This is a genomic window from Bacillus sp. z26, from assembly GCF_058313635.1.
Map to the genome: position 1 here is coordinate 351360 of NZ_JBZFQM010000001.1, position 17206 is coordinate 368565.

Genomic DNA, 17206 nt, shown 5'->3' on the forward strand with positions numbered 1-17206 from the left:
GTAAGTCATTTATTGGTTTTTCTTTCAGGCTATTTTCGGAAAGATTATTGTTTCTTTAACATTATAAAAGAGGATTTTTATTTCCATTGTATAGTAAAATTTATTTAAGATAGCTTCTTTAACAAACAGAGCAGTTTAGCAGATGAGGGATTTCTTATAAATAGAGAATTTATAGTATGTAGAATTGGCAGAAAGGAGAAATTATTTGAATCTTAATTATATGGTTTTTAATTCAATGCCAGATACTGATATATTAATAGGAATCCTAGAACTACATAAAAGTAATTTCAATACTTCTGAAGATTTGATTAACAAAATGGTAAGCAAACCTAAATTGTTAGTGATTACTGCTATGGATGACAAGAAAGTGATTGGCTATAAGATTGGATATGAATTAAATAAAGATAAATTTTATAGTTGGTTAGGTGGAGTAGATATAAACTATAGAAAATCCGGTATTGCTACTAAGTTGATGGAAAATCAACATCTTTATCTTAAGGCTAATGGATATAGTATTGTTCAAACAAAAACAATGAATAAATGGCGCAGTATGTTAGTTTTAAATATAAAAAGTGGATTTGATATTATCGAAACGTATGTGGATTCAAATGGATTACATAAAATTGTACTTGAAAAAAGTTTACTGAGGTAAAAGGGTGGTTATAAAGTTCTTCTATTATATACCTCCTCCCTTTGGAAATTCTTTTTTTCTTTTCCAATCACTCAAAGAAGGCCATTTATTCTTGAATACAAGAATAAATGGCCTTCTTTCTGTTTTTTTATATAGGTGGTTACTAATCGCGAAGTCTGTTATGAACGGCTATACATACGGTAAGCAGACAATCTACAGCGTGATTTCAACCAACAATAAAAATCATAAATAATTGCCATTTAAAAAGGCTGCTTTCGCCCCTCAGAAAGTGAGTAACCTGCAGCAGAATATGAATCAATTATTGTGCATAAGCAAAGTTTTAAGAAAACAGTCTTTTAAAATAATCTGTGCACCATGCATTTATTTCTTATAAATCTTCCAGCCGATTTTCCGTGCCTGTTCGAATCTTTGACTCACATCGTCCCAGTTCACCAAATTCCACCAATTATTTATATAGGACGCACGATCTGTTTTGTATTGCAAATAATAAGCATGTTCCCAAACATCTAGTACCAATAAAGGGATGGTATCCCATTGCGTAAGAATCATATGTCGTTCAGATTGTAAAATTTCCAGGCGATGTGCTCGGTTGGACCATACTAAAAGAGCCCATCCAACGCCTTCCACTTTTTTAGCAGCCTCTGTAAATTCTTTCTTAAACTTCGCAAAAGTGCCAAAGTCCCTTTTAATAAACTTCATTAATTCACCTGATGGCTCTCCTCCGCCGTCAGGCTTCATATTGTACCAAAAAATAGTGTGTAAATAATGGCCTGAACCATGGAAAGCAGCTTCTCTTTCCCAATGCTTCAAAAGATCATACTCATCCTTATCGCGAGCCTCTTTCATTTTGGTTTCTGCTTTATTCAGACCATCCACATAAGTCTGATGGTGAATCGTATGATGCAATTTCATAATCTCTCGGTCTATGAAAGGCTCTAATGCATCATAGGAATATGGTAAAGGTGGCAAAGCATGTCTTCCAGGCGGAACATAAGAGTCGCCAATAATCACTTTTTGAACAGAATCATCCATGTCCTCCACCATATTCTGAAGCTGTAATAGCTCATTTTGGGATGGAATTTTGTTTTTAATACTGTTTAAATAGACATTTAGATGATTAACCCTTTCTACTATCACATTTCGGATTGATTCATCTCGATCCATCGCCCATTCTACAATCGATTCCTTCCATTTATCCAGCTCTTCCCAATACTTTTTAAAAGGATTCATGCTCATCAACCTCCCCGTCGTATTACTATATTCAAACGAAGGTTGGTTCAGTTCTCGCTTTTTAAATTGAAAATGGGTGGAATTTTCATTATCTGTGTATAACCAAACAATGAATACCAATAAAAATTCCAAATAAAAATGCGATTACACATAAAGTAATCGCACTGCTTATCCTGTTACTTTGATTGAACCATCTTTGTCCGATAATCCGTTTCATAGTATTCAAGTTCTTCTCTTATTTTTTGAATATCAAATTCCAGTTTCGTAATGAGGATTTTCAGGCTTTCAGGGGCGTCTTCACGGAATTTTATGCAGTTGTGCCCTGTATACGCTGAACGGCTATCCTCAAACCATAAATCACTTTTTGGCGCAAAATATTCTTCGATACATTGATGATAGATGCGGTAAAGAACACGCTCAGCTGCCCCTTTATTAAATGGTTCATTTTTTAGAACGATTCTGCATGCCTCCAAGCCTTCTTCACAATAAACCAACAGCTTGCGTATAGTTGAAAGCAACCCCTTATAATAAAGCTCGTCTCCGCTTTTTTCATCCATTAGACGATCTATTGTCGTCGTATTCATATAAACCTCGAGAGATAATACTGTTTGCTCCAAAAATGATGTTACATCTTCCAACTGGCTCTTTACTAGTGTATTACCCAACCGGAACCCTCCCTTAAAAATTCAAACCCTTTAATAAAGTAAGTAACCTATATCACACATGTCCATTGACTTCCCAGAACCACAAGCATAAATACGCTCTAAAAAGAACAACTTTTAACAATCCCTGCTTACGGTATTCAGTGCATTCAATTACTAATAGTTTACCATATCTAACCAGTATTTATTGTTGAATAACGCGTAGCGATGATTAAATTACATTATTATACGACAATCCCGGTTCAAACTTTTGGATTATTATTCATTTTAATTAAAATTTCTCTAATCTGGTTATATGGTAAGTTGTTAAACATGTTCAAAAAGAGCGACTCTGAGTTAATATAAACCCTTTTTCTTTCTTGAAAGTGTGAATTTTTTAATAGACAGATGAGGGCAAAGATATCTTTTATTGTATAATCAGTCAGCAATTCCTTAACTGAAGATAAATTCTCTTGTTTGAACAAAACTTCTTCAAAATAGCGAATATAAATGACTTGGAACTCTTTTAATTTACCATTTTGCCTGTATGTCACGGTTGAACGATTGAAAAAATCCTCGGGTGAATTGGGCTTTTCCTTCTCTAACTCAAATCCTATACATGACAAGACTTCCAAGTTCCGTCCCCCTTTATTCTATTTCCTGAAATTTATGGAAAAATAAATCTGCTTCCTCGTCGTTAAATCCATCCTCTATGTCATCCTGCAATGCTGGCAGTTCGTCCAGAGATTTTAGGCCAAAGTAATCCAAAAATTCTTTGGTTGTTCCATATAAATAAGGTCTTCCTGCTCCTTCCGCGCGGCCAGCTTCCTGTATTAAAACCTTGGCCATTAAGGTTTGCAAAGGACGTTCTGTTTTGACACCGCGAATAGCCTCAATCTCAATTCTTGTAATAGGCTGTTTATAGGCGATGATTGCCAATGTTTCCAATGAAGCCTGTGAAAGTGTGTGTGAGGAAGGAGTTTCAACAAGCTTTTTTAAATAAGGAGCGTGAACTTTTTTCGTTGCCAATTGAAATACACCGGCCAATTCAACAACACAGATTCCTCGATCTTCATTTTCATACAGCTCTTTAAGGTCATTGATTGCTTCGTTTGCTTCTTCAACTGTCACTTCCAACACAGATGATATTTGCTCAAGAGATAACCCTTCATCACCTGCTGCAAAAAGTAGTGCTTCCAATAGTGATTTCCAATTAACGGTATCCAACTGTAAAATCCTCCTGCTTCCATTCTATGAAAATATCTTCGAAGTTATTTGTTTGTTCCACCTGTACTTGATTTTGCTTCATCAATTCCAGAACAGCAAGAAAAGTAACAACCAAATGCGCCTTTTCCTCTGTTTCAAACAGGGAAGTGAATAGGACCTTTTCTCTTTTACCTTTAAGATAATCCTTTAATTCTTGAATCCGTTTATCTATCGTAACTTCCTGACGCGTTATACGGGTTTGTAATGGTTTTTTCAGTTTTTTACGTCTCATTAATTTTTGAAACGCACTCAGCATATCATATAAACTGACATCTAAATCCTGGCGCTCTGTTTTTACATCATCCGTATAGGGCGACAGATCAATCGGTGGTTTGGTAAACAATAACGCTCTTTCAGCTTCTAAATTTTTAAATTCATCCGCTGCTTCTTTATATTTTTTATACTCTAAGAGCTGTGTCACCAATTCATCACGAGGGTCTTCCCCCATCAGGAATTCATCCTCTTCCTCATCCCATTCCTCTTCATGCTTAGGTAACAGCATTTTACTCTTTATGGCTAAGAGAGTTGCCGCCATGACTAAAAATTCACTGGCTATGTCTAATTCCAATTCTTTCATTGTGTGGATATAAGCAACATATTGTTCAGTAATTTCTGCTACCGGGATATCATAAATATCTATTTCTAATCGATTTATTAAATGTAATAATAAATCGAGCGGTCCTTCAAATGCATCTATTTTTATTTTATAACTCATCTCTTTATAGGCTCCTACTTTTTAAACTATTCTAAGTATAGTTTAACTCCGCGTTCTTTCCAATAGAATGAACAATTTGATTTTCTAAAAAAGGTGGGCAAAAGCCCATACATCCCAGTATGGATCACATAGTATGACAATGTAAAGAAAAGATCCAAAGAGGAGGATTCACATATGGGAGATGGCGCAGTTGGAGGTTACGGTAGCGGATTTGCGCTAATCGTAGTTTTATTTATTCTACTCGTGATTGTCGGAGTAGCTTGGTGTTAATCAATCTATGAACGTCTATGGAGCAGACTGTCGACTATGCTGATGGTCTGTCTCTATTTAAATGCTGCTTCCAGCCGCACTTCTCTCTCCATTTGGAATCCTTATCCTTTCCTCATAAGCATTTTTTCATGTATATTTATCTATAATAGTAGAGAGACAATGAGGTGACAATAGAAATATGAACGTACCAAAAGAGTTCATTCAATACGCAGTAGAATTTCAAGGCAGCCGGGATTATTTTGAATGTCACGAAATACTTGAAGAGTACTGGAAAAAACATGTCCCGTTGGACCGTAATTCTGTGTGGGTCGGATTTATCCAGCTAGCTGTAGGTATGTACCATTACCGGAGAGCAAATCATTCAGGAGCACTTCGCACCTTACAAAAAGCAAAGCAAATTCTGCAAAAACAGCCTGAGAAAGTAAACCGATTAGGCTTGGATTCAGATGACGTACTCCATTTGCTGGATCGGTCCATACATAATGTACAAAATAACGTACCATACAAAAGCCCGTTCCTGCCGATTAATGATCCAGATTTACTAATAGCCTGCCAAACGATGTGCGAAGAATATGGGTATACATGGCATAGCACCAGTAATCTTTCCGACTCCTCATTAGTGAACCGACACACCACACGCGATCGTACAGATGTTATACAGGAAAGATTCAATCAACTTAAGAAACGAAGTAAAAACAAATAGAGAAACCCACTGGTAAAATGGGTTTCTCTATTTTTTATGCTTCACTATCAGCTTCACAATCCAAACATTTAGCCATGAAATCTGCAGTGATATCCCTGGAATTAATTTCGTATCCAGCATATAGTTCCGTCAGGCAGTGTACCATCTCATGACCGACTCCCTGGCCTCTATGGGAAGGATTAACAGATAAATCTGTTACCGTGACAGTATGTCCATCAAGATCGATCCCTATTAATCCAATAAAATCTTCCTCTTGTTTCCAAAGGTATAATTGCCTGTCTGCTTCTGTTTCATATGATTTTACAGTATTCTGGAGCTTCTTTAAATCTTTTTCATCAGGCATAAAAGATAATAAGCCCATAGCGATTTTTTCAAAGCTCTTCTTGTACTTAATTAGCATTTTGATCCCTCATTAAATGAGAATAATAGAATGGTATTTAATAATCTTTTTTATCATACTTGTTTTTACCTATGAATTCAACTGGCACAATTCCACTTCTGTCAGCTAAAAATAAAATCTTTTTTTCATGTCAGCAGAACTAATTTTATATTGAAATAGCTAAAATACGTATCGTGTTATGCCTATTTCCGGTATAAACACAATCAAAATGGATGAGAGGAACTGTAAAAGAATGCAAGAAAGGATAGACATTCTACCAATTCCATTATAATATGACAGAGTTAACACAATTGGCAATCTGTTTGCCTGAAAACCTAAAAATACATAAAAAAATGAAACATTCTTCATTTTTTTACGTCTAACTAGTACGGGAGGTTATCATAATGAAAAAACAGCTTTTCAAATTCATGTCAGTTTTACTGGCAGTTAGCTTTCTAATTCCCAGCATCGTTTCGGCCGATATGCAAAGAGGAGATATGGTCGTAACACTTGGCGAAAACTTGACTGAGGAACAAAAAAAGTTACTATTAGCTGAAATGGATGCTCCTAAAAATGTGGAGATTGTGACGGTCTCTAATTCAGAAGAGCATAATTATTTAGATGGAAAAATTTCAAGCAGACTTATCGGTACAAAAGCGCTCTCCTCTTCATCGATTACGATTGCTGCCAAAGATTCCGGAATTACGGTCAAAACGAAGAATATCAACTGGGTAACAGAAGATATGTACAAAAACGCTCTGGCCACTGCCGGTATAAAAGATGCAGAGATTTACGTTACCGCTCCTTTTGAAGTATCCGGTACGGCTGCCTTAACGGGATTAATCAAAGCATACGAAGTCACAACGGACACAAAAATCACCGAGGAACAAAAACAAGCGGCCAATGAGGAAATGGTTGAAACCGCTAAATTAGGTGACCAAATCGGTACGGATGAAGCGACATCACTGGTTGAAACGATTAAAGAAGAGATGGCTGTAAATCCACCTCAAAATGATGCAGAACTGCGCACCATCATTGAAAAAGCCGCAGAAAAGCTTGGTATTACGTTAACTGAGCAACAGATTCAGAGCTTACTAGATTTATTTAACAAGCTGCAGGACTTAGGAATCGACTGGAATAAAGTTGGAGATCAATTAAATGCAGCAAAAGATAAAGTGACAGATTATCTTAAATCAGAAGAAGGACAATCCTTCCTTGATAAATTAAAAGCATTTTTTGTAAGTCTAATCGATGCTATTAAGTCATTATTCTCCTAATATAATAAGACGAGGCTGCCAAACGTTTGGCAGCCTGTTTTTATGTATATAATGGGATATCATTTTTTATCAAATCTTCAAGGCTTTCTCTCCTTACAACCAGACGTGACGTTCCATTTTCTACAAATACAACGGCGGGACGACGAATCCGGTTGTAATTATTAGACATGGAATATCCATAAGCCCCAGTGCAAAATACCGCCAACAAATCACCATGCTCAACCTTTGGCAACGGAAGATCCCAAATTAACATATCTCCGCTTTCACAGCACTTCCCTGCTATGGCCACTTCTTCATATACTTCATCATTCAGGCGATTTGCAAGTACAGCTTCATAATTAGCCTGATAGAGAGCAGGACGAATATTGTCACTCATCCCTCCGTCAACTGCCCAATATTTACGTGTTCCGGGAACTTGTTTACTTGAACCGATTTCATAAATGGTTGTTCCCGCATCCCCAACTAACGACCGGCCAGGCTCAATCCAAATTTCTGGCATAGACAGTCCAGCTTCTTCAAAATCATATTTTACTTCTCTTACAATTTCCTCTACATAACGAGAGACCGGAATGGGTTCGTCCTCTTCCGTATAACGGATGCCAAAACCACCACCTAAATTTAATACCTTTGGAGAGTATCCATATGTTTGGTTCCAATTTGCGATTTGTTCACTGATCTTTTTAGCAGCTAAAATAAAACCAGTGGTCTCAAAGATTTGCGATCCTATATGGCAGTGAATACCCAATACCTCAAAACACTTACTTGCGAGTACCGTTTGAAGTGCTTTTTCAGCCTGGCCATTCCATAGATCAAAGCCGAATTTAGAATCCTCCTGGCCTGTTAAAATATAATCATGAGTATGGGCCTCAATTCCGGGAGTTACCCGTAAAAGAATCGAACATGTTTTATTTTCCATTTTACATAAATCTTCTAAAATAGCGATTTCATGAAAATTATCGACGACAATACAACCTACCCCTACTTCAAGTGCCATTTTTAATTCTTCTACACTTTTATTATTTCCATGCAAATGAATCCGCTCAACCGGAAAATCTGCCTGGAGGGCTGTATACAATTCACCGGCAGATACCACATCTAATGATAAACCCTCTTCTATAGCAAGCTGAAACATCGCAATCGAAGAAAAGGCCTTACTTGCGTATGCCACTTGGGCACTAATTCCCAATTGACGAAAAGTATTCCTGAACATTCTTGCCCGTTCTCTAATTAACGCTACATCATATATGTACAGCGGTGTCCCATATTCCTCCGCCAGAGAAACCGTATCTACTCCCCCAATTTCCAAATGTCCCCGATCATTCATTTTCCCTGTTCCGTAAAAATGCATGAAATCTCCCCCTTGAAGGTTAAAAAAGAAAGACAGCTTTTAAGCTGTCTGTTTTTTGAATAGTATAACTACTTTATCACACTAATGTCTTAACTTCAAAATGAATTATTTTGTACGATCGACCGGATGTAGGAAACGCGGTCTTAAATGCCTGCCAGGCACCGGTTTTCTTATAATAATATTCGAAAGGGCTTTGGGTGCAAATGGAATAAATGGCCATAAATAAGGTGTAGATAACGTGTTTAATCTGGTTAGGAAAAAAATAAAAAGGGTATTCGCAATCATATACCCTGGTACATGGAATAAAGCAGTAAAAATTAAAATTAGGTAGCGCATATATTTATTGGCCAAGCCAAGTTCCAAACTTGGAGTGGCAAAACTGCCAATCGATGCAATGGCTACATAAAGTAATACCTCAGGCACCATCCAGCCAACATCAATGGCTATTTGTCCAATTAGGACGGCAGCAATAAGTCCCATGGCCGATGATAAAGGAGCAGGTGTATGTATCGACGCAATTCTAAGCAGTTCGATTCCAACTTCCGCTACTGCAATCTGTAATAGAATATGAACATGAGCATCCTCTTGCGGCCCAATAAACTTCATACTTTCTGGAAGCAAATGGGGTTCCAATACAAATAATAACCATAATGGCAATATAAAAAGAGAAGCAAAAACACCGAGAAAACGGAACCATCTAAGAATGGTGCCCACTGAAGCTGCCTGCCTGTATTCCTCTGCATGCTGTACATGATGAAAAAAGGTCGTCGGTGTAATCATGATGCTTGGCGATGTATCCACATAAATAAGGACATGCCCTTCAAGTAAATGATTGGCTCCGACATCAGCCCGCTCCGTATAGCGAACCATTGGATAAGGATTATACCCTTGATTGACCAAATATTCTTCAACCGTTTTTTCGGCCATGGTCAATCCATCAATCTTGATAGATTTCAATTCATCCCGGATTATATTAACGAGCTTTGGATTAGCAATCCCGTCAATATATCCTATAGCAATATCTGTTTTGGAGCGTTCCCCAACACGCATAATTTCAAACCGCAATCGTTCATCGCGTATCCTTCTGCGTGTCAGTGCAGTGTTGATAATAATATTTTCTACATATCCATCTCTTGCTCCACGTGTGATTCTTTCTGTGTCCGGTTCCTGGGGCTGTCTTCCTGGATAACTTCTTACATCTACAATAAGAGCTTTCCCGCTGCCTGCTACAATAACGGATATTAACCCAGATAGAACCTGATCCACCATTTCATCCATCGTTTGAACGACCACAACGGATTGGTCTACTATACGGTTTTTAACCAGTTCATAAATGGAGGGGTCATCCTTGTCAGTCGCTTCTTGTTCATTCATGTCAGTTAATGTCTGCATAATCTCTATGATATAGCTTGTATCACATAGTCCATTAACATAATAAATTTGAATCATAGTATCACGAATGAGGATTTCCCTTACTCCTAAATCAAAACTTACTCCGAGACCTACATTTTTCTCCATGTATTGCTTTACGGCCTGTAAGTCAGTAGATATGGGGGTTTTCTGCTTCTGATTAGCCTGCATGGTATCCACTCCTTTCGAGAATAAGGTTTACGGCACTTAATGTAATAGGGCTTCCTATCTTTATGTCATCGTATTTTGACATTTTGCCTATATCGCCAATTCCGACCACGATAGGTGCATCAATGGAATCAATTGAATAGACTGTATCTCCATTGATTCGTTTAACATCCATTTCCGGTACTCCAAATTTATCAACGCCAAATTCTGTAAGATTACCCTCACGATCAATACAAACATCTACTTTGGTCCATTCAGCCTGTTTCGTCTTGGCAGCAACCGCTATAATACCAAGGAGATTGACAGCCGGATGTTCAGCCACATATTTCATGACCTTCTCACCCGTCCCTTCTCCGACCAAACCACTATCATCAAACATAACCAAAACCGGATCGTAGGCAGCAGATTGAATGAGTTTAATCAGTCGAGGTCCATCTACGGTTGACGGATTTCCATAAGAGGCCGAAATGCAACGGCCACCGATTTCCTTTGCAACATGTTCAATTGTTTTTTTTGCATATTCATCACCATCTGTGATGATGATAATATCTCTCTTCCCTTTCAACTCTTCACCGCCTTCTAACGCTTATTGATTATAAATAATCCATTGAAATAGCGATCCGGTTATTTTTCCGAGGACAAGTGCCATCAGGATATATAGGATCCGATCCTGCATCCCAATCCTTTTTGCCAAAATCGGAAAGACGTTTAATACTTCCGTCAGAGCTGCAGCCAGCATCCCATTAAAAACACCGCTAAATGCTCCCATGACAGCAAGGATGAAAGGACTTACCCCAAATGAGAAATCCCATAAGCTGGATATGGTTCCTCCAATTGCTCCGAGAATAACAGCACTTTCAAAATAATGGACAGAACGAACCTTCGTAAGCTGTGTAAGTCTCGGGATAATATTAAGCACAGTCAGGAAAGCAACATATCCGGCTCCAACCGAAACCCCAGCTGAGAATCCAACTATCAGTACAAAAACAAACTCAGTCATCTTTTACAGGAGTGATTGCTTGTTTGTTTTCATTCATAATAATGTATTGATCTAAATCCTGCTGATAGTTAAACATCTCTACTTCCATTGGACTGGGTTCATCATTTAATCTCTTCGTGAAAATATGATTGAAGAACAGAATCATCCCAATACCCAGTCCAAATGAATAGGGTATCTGAAATACAAGAGGGTTTGCCGAATGTTTTCCGGTAATCATATAATAGAGGCGTTCATGCAGCAGCCTCATGCTGACATCCTCATGGAAATTCATAATCGCAAAACCCGCCCCTAAAAAAAGAACGATCCACACAAGAATAAACAAAAGATTCGATACTTTTTTCTTTGTACGTTCTACCTCTACAATGGTTTGTGATGGGCCAAAGGTGTCCATTTTCATTTCGGGAAAATGCTGAAAAATCGCTTGGAGAACATCCGTTACGTCGAGAATAAAAACATTTTTATTCTTTGAAAATTCACCTAAGATTAGGTTTCCAACCTTTTCTTTAACATGATCCGTCCCAATGATATTGGCAATATCAGAAAGTCTTATCGGATGATTGGGTAAGATTTTAGCCCGATATTTTAAACGGATATACACACATTCCTCCATGAATACGTTCATCCCCATTTCCTGATTTACATGTATATATAGTATGGTTAGAATAATTAGGAACCATACCAAAAATCGTAAATTAGTTTAAAGAGATAGAAAGTCTTTAAAAATAAAAAAACCGCACGAACCAGCACTCTAGTCCATACGGTCTTTCATTTGATTTAAGATCTTCTTTTCTAATCTGGACACCTGTACCTGTGAGATGCCCAGCCGCTCTGCAACCTCTGTCTGGGTTTGATCTTTATAATAACGCAAATAGACAATCAATTTTTCCCGTTCATCCAATAAGGCAATTGCTTCTTTCAAAGCAATTTTTTCGAACCATTTTGCCTCAGAACTATCCGCGATTTGGTCGAGCAATGTAATGGGATCCCCATCGTTTTCATAAACTGTTTCATGGATAGAAGAAGGTGTTCTGCTGGCCTCCTGCGCCATAATAACTTCCTCAGGGGTTAAATCCAAATACTCACTGATTTCAGATATAGTTGGCGTTCGCCCAAACTGCTTGGATAATTCATCCTTCGCTCTTCTGATTTTATTGGACATTTCCTTCAATGATCGGCTGACTTTTACCGTGCCATCGTCACGAATGAAACGTTGAATCTCTCCAATAATCATTGGCACTGCATAGGTTGAAAATTTTACATTATAGGATAAATCAAATTTATCTACAGATTTCATTAAACCAATACACCCGATTTGAAATAAGTCATCCGGTTCATATCCTCTGTTAAGAAATCTTTGTACAACTGACCATACAAGCCTCATGTTTTTCTGGATGATTTCGTCTCTAGCTAATTGGTCACCTTGCTGGCTTTGAAGTATGAGTTTCTTTACCTCTTCGTCCTTAAGCTGGGCGGTCTTTTTACCCTTTTTGACTTCCACATCCATTGTATTAGTCTCCTTAATTACATAAAGCTTTGCTTTTAGAAAGATTTTTCATGAGCCTTACCTCTGTTCCTTCACCTCTGGATGATTCAATAAAAATCTCATCCATAAAGTTTTCCATAATGGTAAAGCCCATTCCGGACCTTTCCAATTCTGGCTTCGTCGTATACAACGGCTGTCTCGCCTCTTCGATATCTCTGATTCCAATTCCTTCATCCCTAACCGTCAGTTCTACTGTTTCTTCCTCTAGGTCCAAGGTGACAGTGATATAGATCTTCCCAAGAGAATCACCTTCATATCCATGGATAATAGAGTTGGTAACCGCTTCTGATACAACTGTTTTAATTTCGGTTAATTCATCAAGGGTTGGGTCTAATTGAGCAATAAAAGCTGCTACTGTAATTCGGGCAAAAGATTCATTCTGGCTTAATGCTGAAAATTCTATAGCCATTTCATTTTTCATTTCATGCTACCCCCAATCCATGTATAGCCGCTTCCTCTGAAGGTTCTTGACGAAGTATTTTAAACATTCCGGACATCTCAAATAACCTCTGGACAGACGGTGAAATCGCACAAACAATCATTTCCCCTTCGAATTGCTGAATTTGCTTGTATCTTCCCAGTATCACGCCCAGTCCTGAACTATCCATGAAACTTAACTCACCCAAATTTAAAATGATATGGCGGATGCCACCTGTTTCAATTAATTGAGATGCTTTATTCTTAAGATTCTCTGCCGTATGATGATCGAGTTCTCCCTGCAGGCGGATACATAATATATCCTCAATTGTCCTCATATCAATCTTTAAACTCACTTTGTCATTGCCCCCTTCAAAGTCTTATAGTGGTGAATTCGCTTTTGCCCACTTCAATTCCTTCTTAAAGACAAAACTAGTGCTATTCTCGTTCAATTCGTTTATTTTCGCAAATGCATGGTTATTCATCTCCGGTATGGGTAAACATGCCGAATGACCGTTTATATAAGTCTAACCAACTTGCCCGTTTAACATCTTGTGATGCAATGAGGGAGGTTTCTGAAATCACTTTGTCATCTTGTATCATTTTTAAGGTTCCAAGCTGCTGACCTTTCTTAATCGGCGCCTGTACATCTTTTTTCAAAACAATGTTTGGACGGATATTAACCTTCTCTTCCCCTTTTTTATTTAAAAGAGAGACAGTTTCGTCTGTGACCAGGCTCACCTTTTTCATTTGGCCTTTTTCAATTTTCAAAAGAGCCAGCGGCTGATTCTTCTTATAAACCGGTCTTGATTGATAATTGGCAAAAGCGTAATCAAGCATCTTAGTCACTTGAGAATTCCGCTCTTTTGGATTCTCTGCTCCAAATACAACCGCGACGACACGCAAATTATCCTTTTTAGCCGTTGCTGTTAAGCAGTATTTAGCTTGATGTGTAAAACCTGTTTTTAATCCATCCACACCAGGGTAAAATTTCACCAGTTTGTTTGTATTCACAAGCCAGAATTTTTTATCTGTATCTTCACGTAAATAAGATTCATATAAACTTGTAAAATTCGTAATTTCTTCATGCTTTAATAATTCTTTCGCTATCATCGCCATATCAAATGCTGAACTGTAATGGTCTGTTGTCGGCAGCCCCGTGCAGTTTTGAAATTTAGTGTTCTTTAAGCCTAAGTCATTCACTTTTGCATTCATTCGCTTAACGAATTCCTCTTCGCTCCCGGCAATCTTTTCAGCCATGGCAACGGATGCATCATTCCCAGAACCAATAGCAATTCCCCTTAACATTTGTTCAACTGTCATTTCCTCACCCGGTTCAAGGAATATTTGCGAACCACCCATTGAGGCAGCATACTCGCTTGTCCGAACTTGATCTTTCATGCTTATTCGCTTTTGATCCAGAGCCTCCATGATTAACAGCATAGTCATGACTTTCGTCATACTGGCCGGAGATAATCGCTCATCTTTATTTTTATCATATATAACAGAACCCGTATCCTTTTCTATCAGTATTGCTGACTTCGTTTTAGGTGCTAAATCTAATTCTGCCTTTTTTATTTTTTCGGCTGCAAATGTTGGAATGGACATACTTAAAGTAAACACTATTACTAATAAAGCTGAAACATACCGTTTCATGGACAGACCTCCTACTCATGATAAATTCCAGTTTTACCAACAAGAACACTTTTATACAAAAAGTAAATTAAAATGTCTATCCACTCGAACATTCACCATTAAGAGTAATTTAAAAGAATCTAAAATAGCGAAAAGATGAAGACAACCAGGTCTCCACCAGTGTAGTTCTTTATGTATTATTCTTAAGTGATATGCGAAGATACCGGCCGCTTTTATTAAGCCCATTGCAATAGGCCACCATGATAGCAACCCTTTTAAACGATGATTTTTTCATTATTTAACGTGACTTCTCACAAAAACCAGATAGGGAGGATAACCCGATAGTCTGTAATAAAGACGGCACAAAAAAAGGATTGCCGGATAAGTCTATAAAAGACTCACCCGGCAACCCTATCATAAAAAATGATTTATTTACGCTTCAATTTTCATTTCAGAAACGATTGCTTTCACCAACGCCAAGAATGTTGATTTTACTTTTTCAGTTGTTTCAATGACTTCATCGTGTGCCAACGGCTGATCCAGGATTCCGGCAGCCATGTTCGTAATGCATGAGATGCCAAGCACTTTCATACCACCGTGAGCAGCCACGATTACTTCAGGTACTGTAGACATTCCAACCGCATCCCCACCTAAAATACGAGCCATTCTGACTTCTGCGGGTGTTTCATAAGTAGGGCCTGTAAACCCAACATAAACACCTTTTTGAATAGCAATATTTTGCTCGGAAGCCACTTGTTCTGCTAACTGCACAAGTTCTCGTGTATAGGCACTTGACATATCCGGGAATCTTGGCCCAAATTCCTTGTAATTTGGTCCGATTAGCGGGTGTGCACCCATATAATTAATATGATCAGTGATAATCATTAAATCACCAGGCGTGAAGCTTTCATTGACTCCGCCGGCAGCATTAGTCACAAGGATATGTGTCATTCCCATTGCCTTCATTACACGTACTGGGAACGTAACTTCCTGCATGGAATATCCTTCATAGTAATGGAAACGCCCTTGCATTGCCGCCACTGTTTTGCCGCCCAGCGTTCCAACAACAAGTTGGCCAGCGTGGCCTTCCACTGTAGATACTGGGAAATGAGGAATTTCACTGTATGGGATCACAGTCGCATTTTCAATTTCTTCTGCTAATACACCAAGTCCTGAACCAAGAATTAAACCCAGTTCCGGCTTTTGTCCGGATACCTCTAAAATATGCTTTGCTGCTTCATTTACTTTTTCAAACATTCTGTTCTCTCCTTTTAGTTAAGTTCCTTTAAGAAACTTACTCCATGTTCAGGCATTTTCACACCGAAGTTATCCGCTATTGTTGCACCAATGTCAGCAAACGTTGTGCGAATTGGCAGTTCTTTACCTTCTGTAAATTGTTTGGAGTAAACGAGTAAAGGAACATATTCTCTTGTATGGTCTGTTCCAGGATGAACAGGGTCATTACCATGGTCGGCTGTAATGATAAGAAGATCATCTTCCTTCATTTTATCAAGTACTTCCTGCAATCTTCCATCATACTCTTCCAATGCTTTACCGTATCCAATTGGATCACGTCTGTGACCAAATAAAGCATCAAAATCTACTAGGTTAAGGAAACTTAAACCCGTAAAGTCCATATCCAATGTTTGAACTTGCTTATCCATACCGTCCATATTGCTTGTTGTACGAAGTGCTTTTGTTACTCCTTCACCATCGTAAATATCAGCAATTTTTCCGATTGAAATTACATCAAGATTGCTATCCTTCAATTCATTCATAACCGTGCGGCCAAATGGTTTTAATGCATAATCGTGGCGATTTGGCGTACGTTTGAAATCACCTGGCTCGCCAACAAATGGACGCGCAATAATTCTTCCTACCATATATTCTTCACGAAGAGTCATTTCTCTGGCAATTTCACAAATACGATATAGTTCTTCAAGAGGAACTACATCTTCATGAGCTGCGATTTGCAGAACGGAATCAGCTGATGTATAAACGATTAATGCTCCCGTTTTCACATGTTCTTCTCCCAATTCCACGAGGATTTCTGTACCGCTTGCCGGTTTATTCCCAATAATTTTTCTGCCGCTCTTTTCTTCCAGCTCCTGAATTAATTCAGGTGGGAAACCTTCAGGGAATACACGGAATGGTGTATCAATACGCAGACCCATGATCTCCCAGTGGCCTGTCATTGTATCTTTTCCATTGGAAGCTTCTTGCATTTTTGTATAGTAAGCCATTGGCTTATCGGCCTTTTGAATCCCTTCAATTTCTCTAATATTAGACAAGCCTAATTTACCCATGACCGGCATGTCCAATCCGTTCATTCTTTCGGCTATATGTCCAAGTGTATCTGAACCCTTATCGCCAAATTTCTCTGCATCTGGCGCTTCACCAATACCAACAGAATCCATTACAGTTAAAAATACTCGTTTAAATCTCATACTGAAACCTCCAACTTCTTTTATATGTAGGTTACCCTTTCTAAACGCCTATAATCGTTCTTTATTCCAGAGCTATCATTTACAGGCGTCAGAGGTCTGACTTCT

At 38.2% G+C, this 17206-nt stretch carries 21 protein-coding genes; 4 read left to right on the forward strand and 17 right to left on the reverse strand.

Annotated features, from left to right (window positions below; translation table 11 throughout):
* Positions 1–205: 205 nt before the first annotated feature.
* Positions 206–652 (forward strand): GNAT family N-acetyltransferase, encoded by a 447-nt coding sequence (locus AC4G3K_RS01640; protein ID WP_491132235.1) that lies wholly within the window; start codon positions 206–208, stop codon positions 650–652.
* A gap of 360 nt (positions 653–1012) precedes the next feature.
* On the opposite strand, the gene AC4G3K_RS01645 is transcribed toward AC4G3K_RS01640, so the two are convergent.
* The 5 genes from AC4G3K_RS01645 to AC4G3K_RS01665 form a co-directional block, all read right to left on the reverse strand.
* Entirely contained in the window at positions 1013–1882 is an 870-nt protein-coding gene (locus tag AC4G3K_RS01645; protein WP_491132236.1) for a superoxide dismutase, read from the reverse strand.
* Between the two features lie 176 nt (positions 1883–2058).
* Complete coding sequence (locus AC4G3K_RS01650; protein ID WP_491075545.1) at positions 2059–2547, reverse strand: DUF3907 family protein; 489 nt, start codon at positions 2545–2547, stop codon at positions 2059–2061.
* A 239-nt stretch (positions 2548–2786) separates the two neighbouring features.
* Positions 2787–3158, reverse strand: a complete 372-nt coding sequence (locus AC4G3K_RS01655) for a hypothetical protein (protein ID WP_491075546.1) — start codon at positions 3156–3158, stop codon at positions 2787–2789.
* A 13-nt stretch (positions 3159–3171) separates the two neighbouring features.
* Positions 3172–3750 (reverse strand): SMC-Scp complex subunit ScpB, encoded by a 579-nt coding sequence (gene scpB, locus AC4G3K_RS01660; protein ID WP_491132237.1) that lies wholly within the window; start codon positions 3748–3750, stop codon positions 3172–3174.
* Entirely contained in the window at positions 3737–4504 is a 768-nt protein-coding gene (locus AC4G3K_RS01665; protein WP_491132238.1) for a segregation/condensation protein A, read from the reverse strand. Before AC4G3K_RS01665 ends, scpB begins: the two co-directional genes overlap by 14 nt.
* A 174-nt stretch (positions 4505–4678) precedes the next feature.
* Between AC4G3K_RS01665 and AC4G3K_RS01670 the strand changes: the two genes are divergently transcribed.
* Positions 4679–4774, forward strand: coding sequence for a YjcZ family sporulation protein (locus AC4G3K_RS01670; protein ID WP_066107625.1), 96 nt, complete (start codon positions 4679–4681; stop codon positions 4772–4774).
* Positions 4775–4952: 178 nt separating this feature from the next.
* Entirely contained in the window at positions 4953–5477 is a 525-nt protein-coding gene (locus AC4G3K_RS01675; RefSeq protein WP_491132239.1) for a DUF309 domain-containing protein, read from the forward strand.
* A 34-nt stretch (positions 5478–5511) separates the two neighbouring features.
* On the opposite strand, the gene AC4G3K_RS01680 is transcribed toward AC4G3K_RS01675, so the two are convergent.
* Positions 5512–5877, reverse strand: a complete 366-nt coding sequence (locus AC4G3K_RS01680) for a GNAT family N-acetyltransferase (protein ID WP_491075550.1) — start codon at positions 5875–5877, stop codon at positions 5512–5514.
* Positions 5878–6260: 383 nt separating this feature from the next.
* Between AC4G3K_RS01680 and AC4G3K_RS01685 the strand changes: the two genes are divergently transcribed.
* Positions 6261–7133 (forward strand): DUF1002 domain-containing protein, encoded by an 873-nt coding sequence (locus tag AC4G3K_RS01685; RefSeq protein WP_491132240.1) that lies wholly within the window; start codon positions 6261–6263, stop codon positions 7131–7133.
* A 40-nt stretch (positions 7134–7173) separates the two neighbouring features.
* Here AC4G3K_RS01685 and lysA read toward each other — a convergent pair whose 3' ends face one another.
* From lysA to deoB, 11 genes are all read right to left on the reverse strand, one after another.
* Entirely contained in the window at positions 7174–8481 is a 1308-nt protein-coding gene (gene lysA / locus AC4G3K_RS01690; RefSeq protein WP_491132241.1) for a diaminopimelate decarboxylase, read from the reverse strand.
* A gap of 105 nt (positions 8482–8586) precedes the next feature.
* Positions 8587–10062, reverse strand: coding sequence for a spore germination protein (locus tag AC4G3K_RS01695; protein ID WP_491132242.1), 1476 nt, complete (start codon positions 10060–10062; stop codon positions 8587–8589).
* Entirely contained in the window at positions 10052–10624 is a 573-nt protein-coding gene (spoVAEA, locus tag AC4G3K_RS01700; RefSeq protein ID WP_491075554.1) for a stage V sporulation protein SpoVABEA, read from the reverse strand. Before spoVAEA ends, AC4G3K_RS01695 begins: the two co-directional genes overlap by 11 nt.
* A gap of 21 nt (positions 10625–10645) precedes the next feature.
* Positions 10646–11059, reverse strand: coding sequence for a stage V sporulation protein AB (locus tag AC4G3K_RS01705; protein ID WP_491075555.1), 414 nt, complete (start codon positions 11057–11059; stop codon positions 10646–10648).
* The gene (locus AC4G3K_RS01710) at positions 11052–11657 is read right to left on the reverse strand and encodes a stage V sporulation protein AA (RefSeq protein ID WP_491132243.1); all 606 of its coding nucleotides are present in this window, start codon (positions 11655–11657) and stop codon (positions 11052–11054) included. The genes AC4G3K_RS01705 and AC4G3K_RS01710 overlap by 8 nt, the downstream gene beginning before the upstream one ends.
* 150 nt (positions 11658–11807) lie before the next feature.
* Entirely contained in the window at positions 11808–12563 is a 756-nt protein-coding gene (sigF, locus tag AC4G3K_RS01715) for an RNA polymerase sporulation sigma factor SigF (protein ID WP_491075557.1), read from the reverse strand.
* 13 nt (positions 12564–12576) lie between these two features.
* Positions 12577–13023 carry an anti-sigma F factor gene (gene spoIIAB / locus AC4G3K_RS01720; protein WP_491075558.1) on the reverse strand — a complete coding sequence of 149 codons (447 nt, stop codon included), beginning with the start codon at positions 13021–13023 and terminating at the stop codon, positions 12577–12579.
* Position 13024: 1 nt separating this feature from the next.
* Positions 13025–13375 (reverse strand): anti-sigma F factor antagonist, encoded by a 351-nt coding sequence (gene spoIIAA / locus AC4G3K_RS01725; protein WP_491132244.1) that lies wholly within the window; start codon positions 13373–13375, stop codon positions 13025–13027.
* Positions 13376–13496: 121 nt separating this feature from the next.
* Positions 13497–14675, reverse strand: a complete 1179-nt coding sequence (locus AC4G3K_RS01730) for a D-alanyl-D-alanine carboxypeptidase family protein (protein ID WP_491132245.1) — start codon at positions 14673–14675, stop codon at positions 13497–13499.
* A gap of 411 nt (positions 14676–15086) precedes the next feature.
* Positions 15087–15911, reverse strand: a complete 825-nt coding sequence (locus AC4G3K_RS01735; protein WP_491075561.1) for a purine-nucleoside phosphorylase — start codon at positions 15909–15911, stop codon at positions 15087–15089.
* Positions 15912–15925: 14 nt separating this feature from the next.
* Entirely contained in the window at positions 15926–17101 is a 1176-nt protein-coding gene (gene deoB / locus AC4G3K_RS01740) for a phosphopentomutase (protein WP_491132246.1), read from the reverse strand.
* Between the last annotated feature and the right edge of the window lie 105 nt (positions 17102–17206).

Excerpts from the sequence above, each read along its gene's own strand:
- AC4G3K_RS01695 (WP_491132242.1), bottom strand. The coding sequence starts at position 10,062 with ATGCAGGCTAATCAGAAGCAGAAAACCCCCATATCTACTGACTTACAG.
- AC4G3K_RS01705 (WP_491075555.1), bottom strand. The coding sequence starts at position 11,059 with ATGACTGAGTTTGTTTTTGTACTGATAGTTGGATTCTCAGCTGGGGTT.
- deoB (WP_491132246.1), bottom strand. The coding sequence starts at position 17,101 with ATGAGATTTAAACGAGTATTTTTAACTGTAATGGATTCTGTTGGTATT.
- sigF (WP_491075557.1), bottom strand. The coding sequence starts at position 12,563 with ATGGATGTGGAAGTCAAAAAGGGTAAAAAGACCGCCCAGCTTAAGGAC.
- spoIIAB (WP_491075558.1), bottom strand. The coding sequence starts at position 13,023 with ATGAAAAATGAAATGGCTATAGAATTTTCAGCATTAAGCCAGAATGAA.
- AC4G3K_RS01730 (WP_491132245.1), bottom strand. The coding sequence starts at position 14,675 with ATGAAACGGTATGTTTCAGCTTTATTAGTAATAGTGTTTACTTTAAGT.
- AC4G3K_RS01680 (WP_491075550.1), bottom strand. The coding sequence starts at position 5,877 with ATGCTAATTAAGTACAAGAAGAGCTTTGAAAAAATCGCTATGGGCTTA.
- lysA (WP_491132241.1), bottom strand. The coding sequence starts at position 8,481 with ATGCATTTTTACGGAACAGGGAAAATGAATGATCGGGGACATTTGGAA.
- AC4G3K_RS01645 (WP_491132236.1), bottom strand. The coding sequence starts at position 1,882 with ATGAATCCTTTTAAAAAGTATTGGGAAGAGCTGGATAAATGGAAGGAA.
- AC4G3K_RS01685 (WP_491132240.1), top strand. The coding sequence starts at position 6,261 with ATGAAAAAACAGCTTTTCAAATTCATGTCAGTTTTACTGGCAGTTAGC.
- AC4G3K_RS01735 (WP_491075561.1), bottom strand. The coding sequence starts at position 15,911 with ATGTTTGAAAAAGTAAATGAAGCAGCAAAGCATATTTTAGAGGTATCC.
- AC4G3K_RS01675 (WP_491132239.1), top strand. The coding sequence starts at position 4,953 with ATGAACGTACCAAAAGAGTTCATTCAATACGCAGTAGAATTTCAAGGC.
- AC4G3K_RS01665 (WP_491132238.1), bottom strand. The coding sequence starts at position 4,504 with ATGAGTTATAAAATAAAAATAGATGCATTTGAAGGACCGCTCGATTTA.
- AC4G3K_RS01670 (WP_066107625.1), top strand. The coding sequence starts at position 4,679 with ATGGGAGATGGCGCAGTTGGAGGTTACGGTAGCGGATTTGCGCTAATC.